The 15,384-nt window shown below is 48.0% G+C and carries 15 protein-coding genes and 1 other annotated feature; of the genes, 2 read left to right on the top strand and 13 right to left on the bottom strand.

Going from position 1 to position 15,384, the window contains the following annotated elements:
- Positions 1-229: 229 nt before the first annotated feature.
- Positions 230-1,993: an ABC transporter ATP-binding protein gene (locus BQ7400_RS08640; protein WP_072470182.1), complete on the bottom strand. Its 1,764-nt coding sequence runs from the start codon at positions 1,991-1,993 to the stop codon at positions 230-232.
- A gap of 172 nt (positions 1,994-2,165) precedes the next feature.
- On the opposite strand from BQ7400_RS08640, the gene BQ7400_RS08635 reads away from it, so the two are divergent.
- Positions 2,166-3,050 carry a DMT family transporter gene (locus BQ7400_RS08635; RefSeq protein WP_072470181.1) on the top strand — a complete coding sequence of 295 codons (885 nt, stop codon included), beginning with the start codon at positions 2,166-2,168 and terminating at the stop codon, positions 3,048-3,050.
- A 54-nt stretch (positions 3,051-3,104) separates the two neighbouring features.
- Here the strand turns inward: BQ7400_RS08635 and BQ7400_RS08630 are convergent, their stop codons facing one another.
- The 6 genes from BQ7400_RS08630 to BQ7400_RS08605 all read right to left on the bottom strand — a co-directional run bounded on the left by BQ7400_RS08630 (position 3,105) and on the right by BQ7400_RS08605 (position 8,836).
- Positions 3,105-4,877 (bottom strand): DUF4153 domain-containing protein, encoded by a 1,773-nt coding sequence (locus BQ7400_RS08630; protein ID WP_072470180.1) that lies wholly within the window; start codon positions 4,875-4,877, stop codon positions 3,105-3,107.
- A gap of 126 nt (positions 4,878-5,003) precedes the next feature.
- Entirely contained in the window at positions 5,004-5,741 is a 738-nt protein-coding gene (truA, locus tag BQ7400_RS08625) for a tRNA pseudouridine(38-40) synthase TruA (protein WP_072470179.1), read from the bottom strand.
- Positions 5,741-6,541 carry an energy-coupling factor transporter transmembrane component T family protein gene (locus BQ7400_RS08620; RefSeq protein ID WP_072470178.1) on the bottom strand — a complete coding sequence of 267 codons (801 nt, stop codon included), beginning with the start codon at positions 6,539-6,541 and terminating at the stop codon, positions 5,741-5,743. The genes truA and BQ7400_RS08620 overlap by 1 nt, the downstream gene beginning before the upstream one ends.
- Positions 6,534-7,394, bottom strand: coding sequence for an energy-coupling factor transporter ATPase (locus BQ7400_RS08615; RefSeq protein ID WP_072470177.1), 861 nt, complete (start codon positions 7,392-7,394; stop codon positions 6,534-6,536). The genes BQ7400_RS08620 and BQ7400_RS08615 overlap by 8 nt, the downstream gene beginning before the upstream one ends.
- A complete protein-coding gene (locus tag BQ7400_RS08610; RefSeq protein WP_072470176.1) occupies positions 7,382-8,209 on the bottom strand; it encodes an energy-coupling factor transporter ATPase in 828 nt (275 codons plus the stop codon). Before BQ7400_RS08610 ends, BQ7400_RS08615 begins: the two co-directional genes overlap by 13 nt.
- Positions 8,210-8,335: 126 nt before the next feature.
- The gene (locus BQ7400_RS08605; RefSeq protein WP_072470175.1) at positions 8,336-8,836 is read right to left on the bottom strand and encodes a tryptophan transporter; all 501 of its coding nucleotides are present in this window, start codon (positions 8,834-8,836) and stop codon (positions 8,336-8,338) included.
- 64 nt (positions 8,837-8,900) lie between these two features.
- Positions 8,901-9,132 (bottom strand) — a binding site (T-box leader).
- A 301-nt stretch (positions 9,133-9,433) separates the two neighbouring features.
- Between BQ7400_RS08605 and BQ7400_RS08600 the strand changes: the two genes are divergently transcribed.
- A complete protein-coding gene (locus BQ7400_RS08600; RefSeq protein WP_180371973.1) occupies positions 9,434-10,588 on the top strand; it encodes an ISL3 family transposase in 1,155 nt (384 codons plus the stop codon).
- A 46-nt stretch (positions 10,589-10,634) separates the two neighbouring features.
- Here the strand turns inward: BQ7400_RS08600 and wecB are convergent, their stop codons facing one another.
- From wecB to BQ7400_RS08570, 6 genes are read right to left on the bottom strand one after another with little or no spacing between them, the layout of a single operon-like run.
- Positions 10,635-11,741, bottom strand: a complete 1,107-nt coding sequence (gene wecB, locus BQ7400_RS08595) for a non-hydrolyzing UDP-N-acetylglucosamine 2-epimerase (RefSeq protein ID WP_072470173.1) — start codon at positions 11,739-11,741, stop codon at positions 10,635-10,637.
- Positions 11,742-11,752: 11 nt separating this feature from the next.
- Positions 11,753-12,781: a glycosyltransferase family 4 protein gene (locus tag BQ7400_RS08590; RefSeq protein WP_072470172.1), complete on the bottom strand. Its 1,029-nt coding sequence runs from the start codon at positions 12,779-12,781 to the stop codon at positions 11,753-11,755.
- 12 nt (positions 12,782-12,793) lie between these two features.
- Positions 12,794-13,423: a uracil phosphoribosyltransferase gene (gene upp, locus BQ7400_RS08585; RefSeq protein WP_072470171.1), complete on the bottom strand. Its 630-nt coding sequence runs from the start codon at positions 13,421-13,423 to the stop codon at positions 12,794-12,796.
- Positions 13,416-13,874 (bottom strand): ribose 5-phosphate isomerase B, encoded by a 459-nt coding sequence (gene rpiB / locus BQ7400_RS08580; RefSeq protein ID WP_072470170.1) that lies wholly within the window; start codon positions 13,872-13,874, stop codon positions 13,416-13,418. The genes upp and rpiB overlap by 8 nt, the downstream gene beginning before the upstream one ends.
- Before the next feature lies 1 nt (position 13,875).
- On the bottom strand, positions 13,876-14,289 hold the full coding sequence (locus BQ7400_RS08575; RefSeq protein WP_072470169.1) for an arsenate reductase/protein-tyrosine-phosphatase family protein: 414 nt from the start codon (positions 14,287-14,289) through the stop codon (positions 13,876-13,878).
- Complete coding sequence (locus tag BQ7400_RS08570) at positions 14,286-15,341, bottom strand: L-threonylcarbamoyladenylate synthase (RefSeq protein ID WP_072470471.1); 1,056 nt, start codon at positions 15,339-15,341, stop codon at positions 14,286-14,288. Before BQ7400_RS08570 ends, BQ7400_RS08575 begins: the two co-directional genes overlap by 4 nt.
- Positions 15,342-15,384 lie beyond the last annotated feature (43 nt).

Raw genomic sequence — 15,384 nt, 5'->3', positions numbered from 1 at the left:
TACTAGATGGTTTTTCTTTGCAACAAATCTGTAATAAATTCTTTACTGATTTTAAGAAAATATACCCATGTGGGTATCTATTTTCTGCCTTTTTCCACGTTTTCCTTTTTCCTCTTTTCTCCAATAAATTGAAATTGATTTTTATTTATGAAATACAAAATTCTCCCCTAATTTAAAAAAAGATGCCAGGCTGAATTGCCTTAGGCATCTTTTGAGGTCCATGGACCTTCTAGTCTTTTTGACCGATACTTTCTATATTACGACCATTTTTTGTATAGAGTTTGTAGTATTCGCCCTTCATGGCCATAAGGCTTTCATGGCTTCCCTCTTCTATAATTCCATCCTGGGTCATAACCAGGATCCGGTCCGCATTTTGAATGGTGGTGAGCCGGTGGGCTATGGTGAGGCTGGTCCGGTTTTTAGACAGCCTTTCCAGGGAGTCCTGGATGACCACTTCACTCTTATTGTCCAGGGCCGAGGTGGCTTCGTCTAAAATCAAAATGGAAGGATTCTTCAAAAAGACCCGGGCAATGGCAATTCGCTGTTTTTGTCCCCCGGACAACATCAGACCCCTTTCCCCCACATAGGTGTCATAGCCTTGGGGGAGTTCTTGGATAAAGTCATGGGCCCCGGCCAGTTTGGCTGCTTGGACCACTTCTTCCCGGCTGGCCTCCATTTTTCCATAGAGGATGTTTTCATAGACCGTACCAGAAAAGAGGTAGACGTCTTGTTGGACAATGCCGATGTGGCTTCTCAGGTCGGCCAATTTCACTTGGCGGATGTCAATTCCGTCAATGGAAATGGACCCCCGGTCCACGTCATAAAAACGTGGAATCAGGGAGCACAGGGTGGTCTTCCCAGATCCTGACGGCCCCACAATGGCAATATTTTCTCCCGCCCGGATGGACAGGTTAAAGTCCTTCAGGACCCTTTCCTGGTCATTATAGGAAAAGTCCACATGGTCAAAGACAATGTCTCCCCGGACTTGGTCAAAGGCCTTGGGATTTTCCGGCTCTTTAATTTCAGACACTTCAGACATGATTTCACTAAAGCGTTCAATCCCCGTCATCCCCTTTTGGAATTGTTCGGTAAATTCCACAATCCTCCGAACCGTAACCAGGAGGGTATTGACATACATGACATAGGCAATCAAGTCTCCGGGTTGGATCCGGCCGGCTACCATGTAGAGGCCCCCACCCAGGATCACCACCAGGTACATGAGGCCGTCAAAAATTTTTGTCACTGTATTAAAGCCCGCCATGGACCTGTAAAACCGTCGCTTGATGCCTAGGAACTTGACATTTTCCCCTTGGAATTTTTCCAATTCCTCTTCTTCATTACCAAAGGACTTAATGACCCGGATCCCCAAAAGAGAGTCTTCAATGGTGGAATTCAGGTCTCCTACATGGACCCTTTGGTCCTTTTGGGCCTTGCGCATCTTGTGGTTGTAGCTAGAGGCCCCAATAATCATAAGGGGAATCAGGCTGTAGAGCATCAAGGTCAGGGGAAGGTTAATCTTGGCCAAAATAATGAAGGAAATCAATATTTTTAAGCCGCCAATAAAGTATTCTTCCGGGCAATGGTGGGCAAATTCCGTAATATCAAAAAGGTCGTTGGTGAGACGACTCATGATTTGCCCTACCTTGGTTTCATTGTAAAAACGGTAGCTGAGCCCTTGGAGGTGGGCATAGACATCGTGGCGCATGTCGGTTTCAATCTTGGCTCCCATAATGTGGCCAATACTGGTCATATAAAAGCCCGCCACCACTTCTATGGTCTTAACCACAAAGTACAGCAGGGCCAATTTTACAATAATCTCCACCGTCAGGCTTTCCAAGTTGGTCATCCCTGTATTGGTAATAAAGCGTAAAATCAAGGGCAGGATCATTTCCGATGCCGTAGTAAGACCTGCACAAAATAAATCCAAGTAGAGGATGGACTGGTAGCGCTTAAAGTAAGGAAGGACTTTTTTTATTAACTTAAATGATTTCATATAACCTCCTTTTCATACTCTACCATTATAGCCAATACTTCCTAAATAGACAAGTTCAGTCCACTTTCTTAAAAAGGGGACTTCTTTTGGACTTTTCTTACCAGCTTCTTGTTAAAAGTGGTTTTTTTGCTCTATAATAGAATAAGTATTGGGGCAAATAAAGGAGGGCCATATGAAATCTTTTCGTGGAGAAATTTGTGTTATCTTATCAACTTTAGGCTTTGGGTCCATGGGGGTCCTGGCCAAGGGAATTTACGAGTCCGGCTATGGCGTCTTGGCCACCCTGACCTTCCGCTTTTACTTTGCCGGCCTGGCCCTCTTGGTCTACCTGGTCCTGGCCAGGGAATCCTTCCGGATAAGTAAAAAGCAGGGCCTTCTCCTGGCTGCCATTGGGGGATTTTTTTATTCGGCCTTTTCCATTTGCTACTTTGCCGGCCTCCGCTTCACCGACGCCTCTATTGTGGCCTTTGTCTTTGCCCTCTATCCCGTTATCGTCACCCTCTTGAATTTTTTCTTCTTCCACGAAACCATGTCCGGGAAAAAAATCCTCTGCCTGGTCCTTAGTGTCCTGGCCCTCTACATCCTAACCCGGAGCCCCGGAGCCAATGTCAATCTCATTGGCCTGGCCATCTCCCTGGTAGGGGGCATCCTCTATGCCGTCTACACCATGCTCTTGGACCACAAGGACCTCCAGTCCCTGTCCCCTGTGGTCACCACCTTCTATATCATCCTGTCTACGGGCCTGGTCCTGACCCTAATCTGCCTGGCCCGGGGGGAAAGACTCCTGCCCATTAGTCCCTCTCAAGGACTTTCCCTTCTGAGCCTGGGCTTGGTCTCCACAGCCATGGCCATCTTGACCTACAACACAGGAGTTCGGATTTTGGGTTCCACCAAGGCCAGCCTCATTGCCAACTTTGAAGCCCTGGTTTCCACTATTTTAGCCATGGTCTTTTTAGGCGAATACCTGACCTGGATCCAATGGATCGGGGCCCTTTTAATGATCCTGGTCATCTTTTTAATTAGCAGTTTAGACGGGAAAAAGCCTCTTGAAGAATAAAGGGAAAATTTAGGCATAAGAAAAACCGGGAAGCTCCCGGTTTTTTTCTTGCTCCTATTCATTATTGCCTTGGGTTAAGAGAATCATGCCGATATAGTAGTCTTGTTGGCTGGCATCGGTGGATAGCTCCGAAATCACCAGGCGGTATCTTTGACCCAGGGACTTGCCCTCAAAGGAAAATTCATTGGGGCTGGTTACAGACCCGGTACTTTGTAGAGCCTCGGCCTTTTTAAAGATTTCACTAACAGGAATCCGAATAAATTCCTGGCTCGCAGTTCCTTCTTTTTTATAAATCACCAGGTCCCCATTGGACCCCTTGACGGTAAAGTAGCGGTAGTCCCCGTCACCGGTCATTTCAGAATTGCTGTAGTGGAGGACATAGTAGCTGTCAAAACCTTGGATGTCCAGGGCCTCTTGTTGGTCAAAGGCAAAATAGGACAGGCCGGGCTTGGCCTTGTCACTCCCACTCTCTTTTGCAGAAACTTGGTTGAAGCCAAAGACCTCTTCAAAGCGCATGGGGCTAAAGTCCTTGGGGAAATATTTTAAGTCTTTTAAGTCATAGGTGTTTAAAAGATAGCTGACAATGGAGCTAATTTGGGCCTTGTCCTCTTCCTTGATGTTGGACTTGGCCACAATCTTCCCATTTTTCAGCATGTCATTTTTCAAAAGATAGCCTTCCAGCCTCTTTTCTTGGCTCCGGCGACTGACAGAAACCATTCCTTGGGGCCCAATGGTCCCCAGCAAGAGAAAGATTACCAGGATCATGGGTAGGACCCGGTTGTCCCGGCCCTTCCGCCAGATAAAGTAAACCAGGCAAATAAAGACATACATACCAAAAACCAGACCCATATACCTGGGTTCTGTAAAGCCCACGTCCTGGATTCTCAGAACCAGGGCATAAAAATAAACCAAAATACTGGGAACCACCAGGGCAGGATAAAAACGCAACATGGCCCGGCTGGTCATGTCCTCCTGGTAGGCAGAGTGGAAAAACAAACAGGCCACAGAAACAATGCCATACCAGATAAAGAGGTTGCGGATCAAGTTAGAGGGAATCTCCTGGTTGATAAACATCTTAATAAAATATAAGTAGAGAATGGCCGTATAGACCAGTAAAAGCGGCGTCAGAAGTTTTTGAATCAAGACCTTAAAGGACGTCCCCTGGATACTGGGGTCATTGGATAGGTTTTTTGGAAAACCGGCCAAAAAGACCCCGGCCTGGAAGGGCCCGAAAATAAGAATCAAGAGGTCCACATAAATGGCGTCATAGAGGCTGATGCCCAAGAGGTGGACAACGGCAAACAAGACTGCCGACAGGCCCCCATAGAGGACCATGGAATAGACCAGGGCAATGGATTCAATTTGAAAAATCCGGCCCACATATTGTTCAAACTTATCCGGACTATGTAGCCGCCCCAGGAAGGTACAGGCCACCATAGTGGCAACCAAAACTCCAAAATAGAGATACCAGGTGGAGTCGTAGGAAGCTGCAGCCAGAGAGGGCCTAATGGTAACATACATACTGGCCAAAATAGCCAGGTCGAAAATATACAGGACCATTTTAAAACTGTCGTGACTTTTAATCCAGCTGGCCTCATAGCTATCTCGAATCAGGTCTGTCGCCAAAAAGAGAAAGACCCCCAGGACCATCACCATACTAAAGGCCGAAGAAAAGCCCGATAGAATAGTGACCGGATCCTTGTCCATATGGTTCATATAAATAGTGCTTATGGCAAATAAAAGAGCGCAAAGCATGGAAAGGGGGAAGCGTTGAAAGCTCACCCTGGTGTTTTTTAGTTGGTTGGTAACGGATTGGATTATTTTCATGGTTACCTCCTTTTCTTTTTCCATTATACCTTGTTTTCTGGCTCTTGCCTAGTTTTTTCCCCTTGTCAAGGGTTTTTGCCCTCTAGCGTCTACTTTTCTAAGAAAAAAAAGGACCCTAAAAGAGTCCTAATAGTCCACCCGCATCAAGTACAAACCCTCTGCTGGGGCTGTGGGGCCCAGGTAGGTCTTGTCCTGGCTTTCCAGGGCCCTTTTTAGGGTGTTGGTGTCCTTGAGGCCCCGGCCAATTTCTATGCTGGTGCCCATAATCCGCCGAATCATATTTTTTAAAAAGCTCTTGCCATAAAAGTGGACGACAATTAAGTCTTTTTTCCTCTTTACATCTACCCGGTAGAGGTTCCTATAGGTATCCTTAACCACGGCATGCCGGCCCATAAAAACTCCAAAGTCTCTCAGACCCGGCAGGTCTTTTAGGGCCTCTTCCATCTTTTTTTCATCCAAGGGAAAGTGGACAAAGCAGGCCCTATTTTCATAGAGGGGGTTGCGGTAGCGGCCGTTGTAGATGACATAGCGGTAGAGTTTGGCCTTGGCGGAAAACCGGGCATGGAAGTCCTGGTCCACCACTTGGACTCCCAAGACGGAAATGTCGGGAGGCAGGTTGAAGTTTACCACCCGGGGCAGGTTGCCCAGGTCAATGCCGGTGTCCACCTTGAAATTCACCACCTGGCCCTGGCTATGGACCCCCTTGTCGGTCCGGCCGGCAGATTTCAAGTCAATTTCTTGTAAAAAGGTGGCCTCCAGGGCCTCCTTGAGCCTGCCCTCTACGGTCTTTAAGCCCGGTTGATCCTGGTAACCGTGGTAGTTGGTCCCGTCATAGGCCACGGTTAGTTTCAAATTTCTTTCCATTAGACCAGGTAGCGGTAGGCCGAAACCATGATGAAAAAGACCAAGTTGACCCCGCTAATGATAAAGTCGCTGGCTTGGAATTCCAATTCATTGAGCTTGGTCCGGTGGTCGCCGCCTCGATAGCACCTGGACTCCATGGCATTGGCCAATTCTTCCGCCCGACGCAGGGCATTGACAAACAAGGGCACCAAAAGGGGGACCAGGTTTTTGGCCCGACTTAGAACATTGCCAGATTCAAAGTCGGCTCCTCGGGCCATTTGAGCCTTCATAATCTTGTCGGTTTCATCAATTAGGGTGGGGATAAAGCGCAGGGCAATGGTCATCATCATGGCCAGTTCATGGGCCGGCACCCCGATGACCCTCAAGGGGCTTAGGAGTTTTTCAATGCCATCGGTTAATTCGATGGGAGAGGTGGTTAGGGTCAAGAGGCTGGTGCCCACCACCAAAAGAACCAGGCGGATGGCCATAAAAATTGCCTGGTGGACCCCTTCTTGGGAGATCTTTAAAAATCCATAGGACCAAAGATTTTCCCCTGGTGTAAAGAAGAGGTTGATGACAAAGGTGATGATCAAGATAAAACGCAGGGGCTTTAGGCCTCTTAAAATCATGCCCAGGGGGATCTTAGAAACCCGGATAACCAAAAGTAGGTAGAGGGCCAAAAGACCAAAGGGCAGGTAGGAGTTGACAAAAAATACGGCCACGATGTAGAGGAAGACCAGGATAATCTTCATCCTGGGGTCCAGCCTGTGGACCGGGGTGTCTGCCGGATAGTATTGGCCAATGGTAATATCTTTAAGCATGGCCCACCTCCTTTAGGTAGTTTTTAATTTCCCTATAGGCTTCATCCAGGGTAATGGCATCTGTAGCCACATCAGCCCCCCTAGACTTGAGTTCTTCCATGACCTTGGTGACTTGGGGGGTGGTTAGACTTAAGTCTTCCAGCTTTTTCCCTTGGACAAAAAGTTCTCGCGGAGTCCCATCCATGGCCACTTGCCCGTGGTTCATAACAATCATCCTCCGAGCCAGCTTGGCCACTTCTTCCATGCTGTGGCTCACCATTAAAATGGTCATATCTCCCTCTTGGTAGAGATGGTTAATTTCTGATAAAATCTCATCCCGACCATGGGGGTCCAGACCAGCAGTTGGCTCATCCAAGATCAAGACACTGGGCTTCATGGCCAAGATGCCTGCAATGGCCACCCGGCGTTTTTGCCCTCCTGACAGTTCAAAGGGAGACCGGTCTTTTAAGTCTTGGCTCAATTGGACCCGGTCCAGGGCCTCTTCCACCCTTTCCTTGACCTCATCTGCAGATAGACCCAAATTTTTAGGGCCAAAGGCAATGTCCTTGGCCACGGTTTCTTCAAAAAGTTGGTATTCCGGATATTGAAAAACCATCCCCACTCTTTTCCGGATGTCCTTGAGGTTTTTAGTTTTTTTCAGGGAAACCCCATCCACCAAGACGTCCCCTTCCCTGGGGATAATCAGTCCATTTAAACATTGGACCAGGGTGGACTTTCCTGACCCTGTATGGCCTACAATGCCCACAAAGTCTCCCCGGTCAATAGACAGGTTAATATCCCTTAGGGCCTCCTTGGCAAAGGGGGTATTGGGGCTGTAGGTGTGGGATAGGTTTTTTACTTCTAAGATAGACATAATTGGTCAACCAGCTCCTTTACCGTTAATACCTTGTCGTCAATGGCAAAGCCGTCCTGCTTTAACCTGTGGGCCAGTTCCGTCACTTGGGGAACGTCCAGGCCGATGCGCTGCATTTCTTCCACCTGGGAAAAGACCTCCCGAGGTTGGCCGTCCAGAATCAGCTTGCCCTTTTCCATAACAATGAGCCGGTCAGCCAGGGCCGCCTCTTCCATAAAGTGGGTAATTAAAAGAATGGTCTTTTTTTGGGCATGGAGTTTTTGAATGGTATCAATAACTTCCTTCCGCCCCTTGGGGTCCAGCATGGCCGTAGGCTCATCAAAAATCACAATGTCCGGTTCCATGGCTAAAATACCCGCTATGGCCACCCTTTGCTTTTGTCCCCCAGACAAGAGGTGGGGGGCATGGCGCTTGTAGTCCAACATGCCCACTGTTTCCAGGGCATGGTCCACCCTCTGCCTAAGTTCTTCCTTGGGGACACCTAAGTTTTCCGCCCCAAAGGCCACGTCTTCTTCCACAATGGTGGCAACAATTTGATTGTCAGGATTTTGAAAAACCAGGCCCGCCTTGGACCGGATCTTCCATAGGTCTTCTTCCCTGGATGTGGTCATCCCATCAATGATTACTTGTCCGGACTCCGGTAAAAGTAACCCGTTTAATAATTTTGCTAAAGTGGACTTTCCGCTCCCGTTATGGCCAAGTATAGCAAGAAACTCTCCCTTTTTCACCTCGAAAGTTAGGTGGTCGATGGTCTTTTTGCTAGGCTCATCGCCGGTTCGAGGATAGGAAAATACCACATCTTTTAATTCAATCATTTCATCTCTCCTAAATTTATCTACTCCTAAGTGTACCACATTCTCCTTTTATAATAAATAAATAGGCGAAATTAAGGGCAAACTTAAGAAAATAGTAGAAAAAAAGCGGTAAGACTACCGCTTTTCTTAGGCTCTGGCCACATTCAACCTTTCCAAAAGTCTATAGAGGATTCCTCCAAAGAAGGTACTGATCAGGGCTGTTGGAAGGACTACAGCCAAAATCAAGGTCCCTAGACTTGCCCCAGCAGGCAGGCCGGCTAAAAAGAGGGCCGACACTAGGAAGACCAGGCCAGAAACCACAGTATTGACCCCTGTTAGGATGCCCACCACTAGAAAACTTGGCTTTTTAAGTCCTTGGACCATGAGATAAAAGGTCATGCCCGATACCAGCTTGTCCAAGATAGAGGGGATTTGCCCTCCGGGGAAGGTGGTTGTAAGGGCTGCCAGGACCCCGGCACATAGGGAGATGGCCACGACAGACCCGGGTTTTTTATTGAGATAGATGGCCATAAACATGGTCACCAGCAAAAAGTCCGGCTTCATACCGAAGACAAAACCTGGCAGGAAGTGTAACATGGTTCCAATGGCTAATAATACTGCTGCTAAACTTAAATTTTTTGTTTTCATTTTTTCTCCTTTTCATTTCGTGTGAAAAAGGTGTTTAAATTAAAAAAACCATCTGCCTCCCAAACCTAGGAGCAAATGGTATATTCGCGGTGCCATCCTACTTATCTATATTCCTATAGAAACTCTATCGGATACATTCATATCCTATCTCGATAACGGGAGAACCGTCTCAGCTACTTTTTATTCGCCTCGCATTCATAGACCCATTCACTAACAGCCGCCTATCAAGTTTCACCAACCCTTGACTCTCTACAAAACTAAGCCGATAGCTACTATTTTCTAATCAACACTTTTTTCAGCAGTTTTTATTGAATTAAACTTACTATACCCCCCTTTTCTTTCTTTGTCAAGACTTTTTTTATTCTTTTTTTCGGGCCAAAAGTCATAAAAAGCCACGGACCCTGTGACCCTTCCGGTCCTTGTCCATGGCTTTTTCTTCTTTATTTTGGTTCTATAATAAATGTTGGGGTCCCCCTAGACTCCAACATTTATTTTTTGCCATAAAAAATGCACTTATCTCTTTTTTCCTTTACAATAAAGTTACCACAACAAAATGAAAGGGTGAGATAAGTGCAAAACTATACTAACACAAATCTATTGAATTTAAAAGGTGTCTCTATTGACGAGGTGGTCTCTTTTGATGATCACATTGATGTAAAACTCCATTCTTTATACAAGGAGGGACTTTGTCCTGTTTGTGGGCATAAGACCTCTCGCATCCATGATTATCGTCTGCAAAGGATCCAACATACGCCCATTGGCTTGCGGAAGGTCTTTCTTTTTCTTCGGAAGAAGCGCTTTGTTTGTCCTCATTGTCAGAAGCGTTTTTATGAGTCTTTGGATTTCTTAGCTCCTTATTCTAGACGGACTAAGGATCTCCACTTCTTTATCCAAGACCAATTAAAACAGGTCCGGTCTTTATCTTCTATTGCCAAGGACTTGGGTTTATCTTCCTCTTGTCTCACAAGCTATCTAAAGTTGGCTCCAAGGAGGCGGCCAAATCTTCCTCGGGTCTTAAGTATGGATGAGTTTAAGGGAAATGCTGGTGGGGATAAATACCAATGTATTTTAGTGGATCCAATCCATCACCAGGTACTGGATATTTTACCCTCTCGACGAAAAAAGGCTTTAATGGACTACTTTTCTTCTTTTTCCAAGGAAGAACGAAGAAGGGTGAAGTATGTGGTTATGGATATGAGTCATCTTTTCTACGCCGTCTTAAAGGAATTCTTCCCTCAGGCAACCTTCATTGCGGATAAGTTTCATTTTGCAAGACAAGTCTTTTGGGCCTTAGAGAATGTCCGCAAGACACGACAAAAGGCAAGGGATGCAAAGTATCGTCTCTACTTTAAACGGTCCAAGTCCATCCTACGGAAAAAAGGCAGTCGGCTAAGCCCCGAAGAAAAAGAAAAATTGGAGCTAATGCTTTGGCAAGACAAGGAAATCAAAGAAGCTTATCTCTTAAAAGAACGCTTTTATGACGTCTTAGCTGCCTCCAGCAAAGAAGAAGCAAGACAGGCCTTAGACAAGTGGCTGTGGGTTGCTAAAGAAAGTGGATTAAAGGAATTTAAAGCCAGTATTCGGGCCTATGAAAACTGGAAAGAAGAAATCCTAAACGCCTTTTCCACAGGCATCACCAATGGACAAACAGAAGGCTTTAACAACAAAATCAAAGTGATTAAACGGGTTTCCTATGGGTATCGGAATTTTGAGAACTTTAAGAGTCGCATTTTAATGGTCTTTCGAGCATAAGAAAGGGGCGAGAATGAATCTCACCCCAACATTTGACAAAGAGCCTTTATTTTTCCCCCACCAGGGCGTCGCAGATTTTTTTTGCTGCATGGCCGTCCCCATAGGGGTTGACAGCCTTGGCCATGGCTTCATAGGCCTGGGGCTGGGTCAAGAGTTCTTGACAGGCCTGGTAGAGGCTTTCTTCTTCCGTTCCCACCAAGCGGGCTGTTCCAGCTTCCACCCCTTCTGGTCTTTCGGTTTCTCTACGAACCACCAAGACGGGTTTTCCTAGAGCTGGAGCCTCTTCTTGAATTCCCCCTGAGTCTGTCACCACAAAGTGGACCCGGCTCATAAGGTTGGTAAAGGGTAGGTAGTCCAAGGGCTCTGTGCAGTGGATCCGGTCGTGGCCCTGGAAGTAGGGGTCTGAAAGTTCCCGGACCTTGGGGTTTTTATGTCTTGGAAAGACCACTTCCACCTGGGGATTTTCATCCACAATCCGGCGGATGGCGGAAAAGATATTCTTCATGGGCTGGCCGATATTTTCCCTCCGGTGGGTAGTTAAGAGGATGACCTTCTTGTTTTCATAGTCCAGACCATTTAAAAGACTTTCTTCAAATTGGTAGTCCTTTTGGACTGTGTACTTTAAGGCATCAATAACCGTATTGCCTGTTAAGTAGATCCTTGCCAGGTCCACCCCTTCTCTTAAGAGGTTGTCCCGGTTCTTTTCCGTAGGGGTAAAGTGCCAGTGGCTCAAGACGCTAACCAGGCGGCGGTTGGCTTCTTCTGGATAGGGAGAATAGAGGTTGTGGGACCTTAGACCCGCCTCTACATGACCCACCTTGACCTCCTGGTAAAAGGCTGCCAGGGCTCCAGAAAAGACTGTGGTGGTATCTCCTTGGATCAAAAGGCAGTCAGGCCTTTCCTTTTTAATAATCCCCTCCAGGCCCTCCAGGGCCCCGGTGGTGATATAGGTCAGACTTTGTCCGGCCTTGAAGATGTTTAAATCATAATCCGGTTGGATTTGAAAAATTTCCAAAACCTGGTCCAGCATTTCCCGGTGCTGACCCGTTACGGCAATGACGGGGTCAAAGTCTGTCCGTTTTTGCATTTCCTTGACAATGGGCGCCATTTTAATGGCCTCGGGTCTAGTTCCAAAGACAACTAAGACTTTCATGCTCGCCTCCTCTATTCCTGGGTTCCCTTGCTGCTAAACATGCCGAAAAGACTGGCCAGCAAGAAAACCAAAACAATAATAATCACACAAACCGTCATGGCATCCTTGGCCGGCAAGCGACTGACGATGTTGGCCAGGATTCCAAACAGGATGCTGATTAGGTATAGGACCGCCACGGTTTCCCTTTGAGACAGGCCCTTGTTTAGGAGCCTGTGGTGGAGGTGGCCCTTGTCGGCACTCATAATCCCCCTGCCTGAAATGGCCCTCCGCAACATGGCAAAGGTGGTGTCAAAAATCGGCACCCCCAGGATGATGACCGGTAGGAAGATGGCAATGGCCGCCACAGACTTCATAACCCCCTCAATGGAGATATAGCTCAGGACAAAGCCCAGTAAGAGGGCCCCGGTGTCCCCCATAAAAATCGAGGCTGGGTTGAAGTTGAAAAATAAAAATCCCAAACAGGCCCCGGCCAAAATAGCTGCCACAACCACCACCTGGGTTTGTTGGTAGCGTTGGGCGATAAATAAGAGGGAGATGGCACTGATCATAGTAACTCCCGAAGCCAGGCCGTCTAAGCCGTCAATGAGGTTGATGCTGTTGGTAATCCCCGCCACCCAAAAAATAGTCAGGGGGATGCCCAAATAGCCCAGGTAAACCAACTCATGCCCCGGTGTGGGGTTGGTGAAAAACTCAATGGAAGACCCACCCCAAACCAGGCAAAGGGCTGCCAGGGCTTGGAAGATTAACTTGCCCCGGGGGGTCAAGCCCTTGGTGTCGTCAATAAAGCCTGATAGGACAATGACACTGGCCCCCACTAAAAGGCCAATGGATTCCCGGTTCAGGGGACAATAAACCAACATAGCCAGCAAAAAAGCCAGGTAGATGGCAATCCCCCCAATCCGGGGGATGGGTTTTTTGTGGACCCGCCTTGCATCCTTGGGCACGTCCATCCAGTCCATTTTCAAGCAGAGCCTCCGGACAAAGGGGGTCAAGATAAAACTCACAAGCCCCGCCAGAAAAAAGCCCTTAATCGTCAACATGTCTACCATCTCTTACTTGGTACCAAACAAGCGGTCCCCGGCATCTCCCAGACCCGGCAGGATGTAGCCGTGGTCATTTAATTGCCGGTCCAGGTGGCCCAGGTAGAGGTCAATGTCTGGATGGGCCTTTTGGAAGGCCTCTACCCCTTCCGGGGCACCAATCAAACATACAGCTTGGATGTGGTCGGCTCCCCTTTCCTTTAAGAGGGTGGCGGCATCTGTCAGGCTGCCTCCTGTGGCCAACATGGGGTCCAAAAGGATGACTTGGCGATTTTTCAATTCTCCCGGCATCTTACAATAGTATTCCACAGGTTTTAAAGTTTCAGGGTCCCGGTAAAGACCAATGTGGCCCACCCGGGCTCCAGGCATTAATTGAGAAAATCCGTCTACCATACCCAGGCCGGCCCTTAAAATAGGTACTAAAACCACTTTTTTCCCAGAAATTTCCACTCCAGTGGTTTTTTCCATGGGGGTTTCCACTTCAATTTCCCGGGTTTGCAGGGTCCGGGTGACTTCATAGCCCATCAAGGTGGCAACTTCTGTGGCCAATTGACGGAACTGCATACTGGATGTATCGGTCTTGCGCATCAAGGTGATCTTGTGTTGAATCAATGGATGGTCTGTAATAATAAGTTTACTCATGGCATTCTCCCCTATCTTTTTCTTCTCTTTCCAATTGGCCAACCCGTCTTTGGTGGCGGCCCCCTTCAAATTCTGTTTCTAAAAAAACCTTCAGACATTTTTTGGCCATGTCCAGGCCAACAAACCGGCCCCCCATGCCAATAACATTGCAGTTGTTGTGGCGGCGGCTCATTTCCGCTGAATAGGGATCGTGGGCCCGGACACAACGGACGCCCTTGACCTTGTTGGCTGCAATGGAAATTCCAATGCCACTACCACAAACACAAAGGCCGAAGTCTGCTTCTTTTTTAGCTACCTTTTCAGCCACTGCCTGGCCGTACTGAGGATAGTCCACACTTTCATGTCCATGGGTCCCCAGGTCCAAGACCTGGTATCCCTCTTCTTTCAAATAGGCCACCAGCTGGTCTTTTAAGTCCACGCCGCCGTGGTCTGCTCCACAAGCTATTTGCATTTTATCCCTCCAAAGTCTCCATCATTAAATGGATGTTTTTCTTTAATAGATCATAAGTAATTTGGTAGACGGTCCCATCTCCCCCATAGGGGTCGGGAATTTCACTGCCTCCCTGGTCCCAAAATCCAAAGACCTTGTTCCCACCAAGGCCCCTTATCTGGTCTTGGATGTCCCGGGTCATGGGGACAATCCAATCTGCCCAGGCCAGGTCCTCCTCTTGCAGGGTCTGACTTACATGGCCCCGGCCGTCAAGACCATCTTGGTCCAAGACCTCCAAGGCTCCAGGACTCATAGGCCCCCCGGACCCATAGAGGCCCCGAGAGCGAAAATTATCTCCGGGAAAGGCCCCCTGGCTATAGTATTGGGCCATAGGGCTGCGGCAGGTGTTTCCTGCACAGATATATAGGATGTTCAAAGACCCAAAACCACCTTTCCCCCACAAGCCTTTAAGAGACGGTTCATGATTCCCTGGCCCATGCCCTGGAAGGAAAAACCTTCCACAAAAATCAGGTCCACGTCCTCTTCGTCACACTCCCTCAAGGAGTTAAAAATATTGTGGGCAATTTCTTCCATATGTTCCCTAGACCCCATGTTAATCAAGAGGTAGGGCTTCTCTGTATAGAGGTCCATGGTTTCTTCCGTGGCCAAAACAGCAATCTTCTTGTTGGGATTTTCCTTGATCCTCTTGTTGACTTCCTTGGCTACATTTTTCAAGTTCCCGGCAAAGAGCAGGCAGTCTGCCTTGGGGGCATAGTGCTTGTACTTTTGCCCCGGACTCTTGGGATGGAGGACCTCCTTGGGCTTGCCCCCTAAAAGGGCCGGGTCCACATCTACATCCCCCAAGAGTTCCTTTAAATCCTCCAGGGTCACACCCCCGGGACGCAAAAGCATGGGCGGGTCCACTGTCATATCCAAAACCGTAGACTCAATCCCCACTTGGGTTGGCCCCCCATCCACAATGAGTTCAATCTTTCCGGCCATATCTTCCAAGACATGGGCTGCCTTGGTGGGAGAAGGCCTGCCAGATGTATTGGCCGAAGGAGCCGCAATAGGCACTCCCGAAGCCTGGATCAAGGCCCGGGCAAAGGGGTCCGAGGGCATCCGGATGGCCACAGTGTCCAAACCTGCACAGACCTTGTCTGGAATCAGGTCCTTCTTGTAAAAAATCATGGTCAGGGGCCCCGGCCAAAACATATCCATACAGTCCCGGGCCTGATTGGGAATTTCCCGGACCAATTCCTCCAACATTTCCTGGCTGGAAATATGTAAAATCATAGGATTGTCGCTGGGCCGTCCCTTGGCTTCATAAATTTTAGCCACAGCCTTGGGGTCCAAGCCGTTGGCCCCTAGGCCGTAAACTGTTTCTGTCGGAAAGGCCACCAGGCCTCCGTTTTTTATAATCATGGCCCCCTTTTCAATGACCTCTGGATCTGTGGGGCTTTTTAATTGTAGTACTTCTGTCTCCATGGTATTCAACTCCCTCCATGTTTACACTCTTTTTATTATACCA

This window comes from Urinicoccus massiliensis, from assembly GCF_900120405.1.
Taxonomy (GTDB): Bacteria; Bacillota; Clostridia; order Tissierellales; family Peptoniphilaceae; genus Urinicoccus; species Urinicoccus massiliensis.
This window is presented reverse-complemented; position numbering and strand designations above follow the sequence as displayed.

What these genes read in the sequence shown, in the direction of transcription:
- BQ7400_RS08620 (WP_072470178.1), bottom strand. Translation starts at nt 6,541, where the DNA reads ATGCTTAAAGATATTACCATTGGCCAATACTATCCGGCAGACACCCCG.
- BQ7400_RS08590 (WP_072470172.1), bottom strand. Translation starts at nt 12,781, where the DNA reads ATGTTGACGATTAAGGGCTTTTTTCTGGCGGGGCTTGTGAGTTTTATC.
- wecB (WP_072470173.1), bottom strand. Translation starts at nt 11,741, where the DNA reads ATGAAAGTCTTAGTTGTCTTTGGAACTAGACCCGAGGCCATTAAAATG.
- BQ7400_RS08605 (WP_072470175.1), bottom strand. Translation starts at nt 8,836, where the DNA reads ATGAAAACAAAAAATTTAAGTTTAGCAGCAGTATTATTAGCCATTGGA.
- BQ7400_RS08635 (WP_072470181.1), top strand. Translation starts at nt 2,166, where the DNA reads ATGAAATCTTTTCGTGGAGAAATTTGTGTTATCTTATCAACTTTAGGC.
- truA (WP_072470179.1), bottom strand. Translation starts at nt 5,741, where the DNA reads ATGGAAAGAAATTTGAAACTAACCGTGGCCTATGACGGGACCAACTAC.
- upp (WP_072470171.1), bottom strand. Translation starts at nt 13,423, where the DNA reads ATGAGTAAACTTATTATTACAGACCATCCATTGATTCAACACAAGATC.
- BQ7400_RS08610 (WP_072470176.1), bottom strand. Translation starts at nt 8,209, where the DNA reads ATGATTGAATTAAAAGATGTGGTATTTTCCTATCCTCGAACCGGCGAT.
- rpiB (WP_072470170.1), bottom strand. Translation starts at nt 13,874, where the DNA reads ATGCAAATAGCTTGTGGAGCAGACCACGGCGGCGTGGACTTAAAAGAC.
- BQ7400_RS08570 (WP_072470471.1), bottom strand. Translation starts at nt 15,341, where the DNA reads ATGGAGACAGAAGTACTACAATTAAAAAGCCCCACAGATCCAGAGGTC.
- BQ7400_RS08630 (WP_072470180.1), bottom strand. Translation starts at nt 4,877, where the DNA reads ATGAAAATAATCCAATCCGTTACCAACCAACTAAAAAACACCAGGGTG.
- BQ7400_RS08640 (WP_072470182.1), bottom strand. Translation starts at nt 1,993, where the DNA reads ATGAAATCATTTAAGTTAATAAAAAAAGTCCTTCCTTACTTTAAGCGC.
- BQ7400_RS08615 (WP_072470177.1), bottom strand. Translation starts at nt 7,394, where the DNA reads ATGTCTATCTTAGAAGTAAAAAACCTATCCCACACCTACAGCCCCAAT.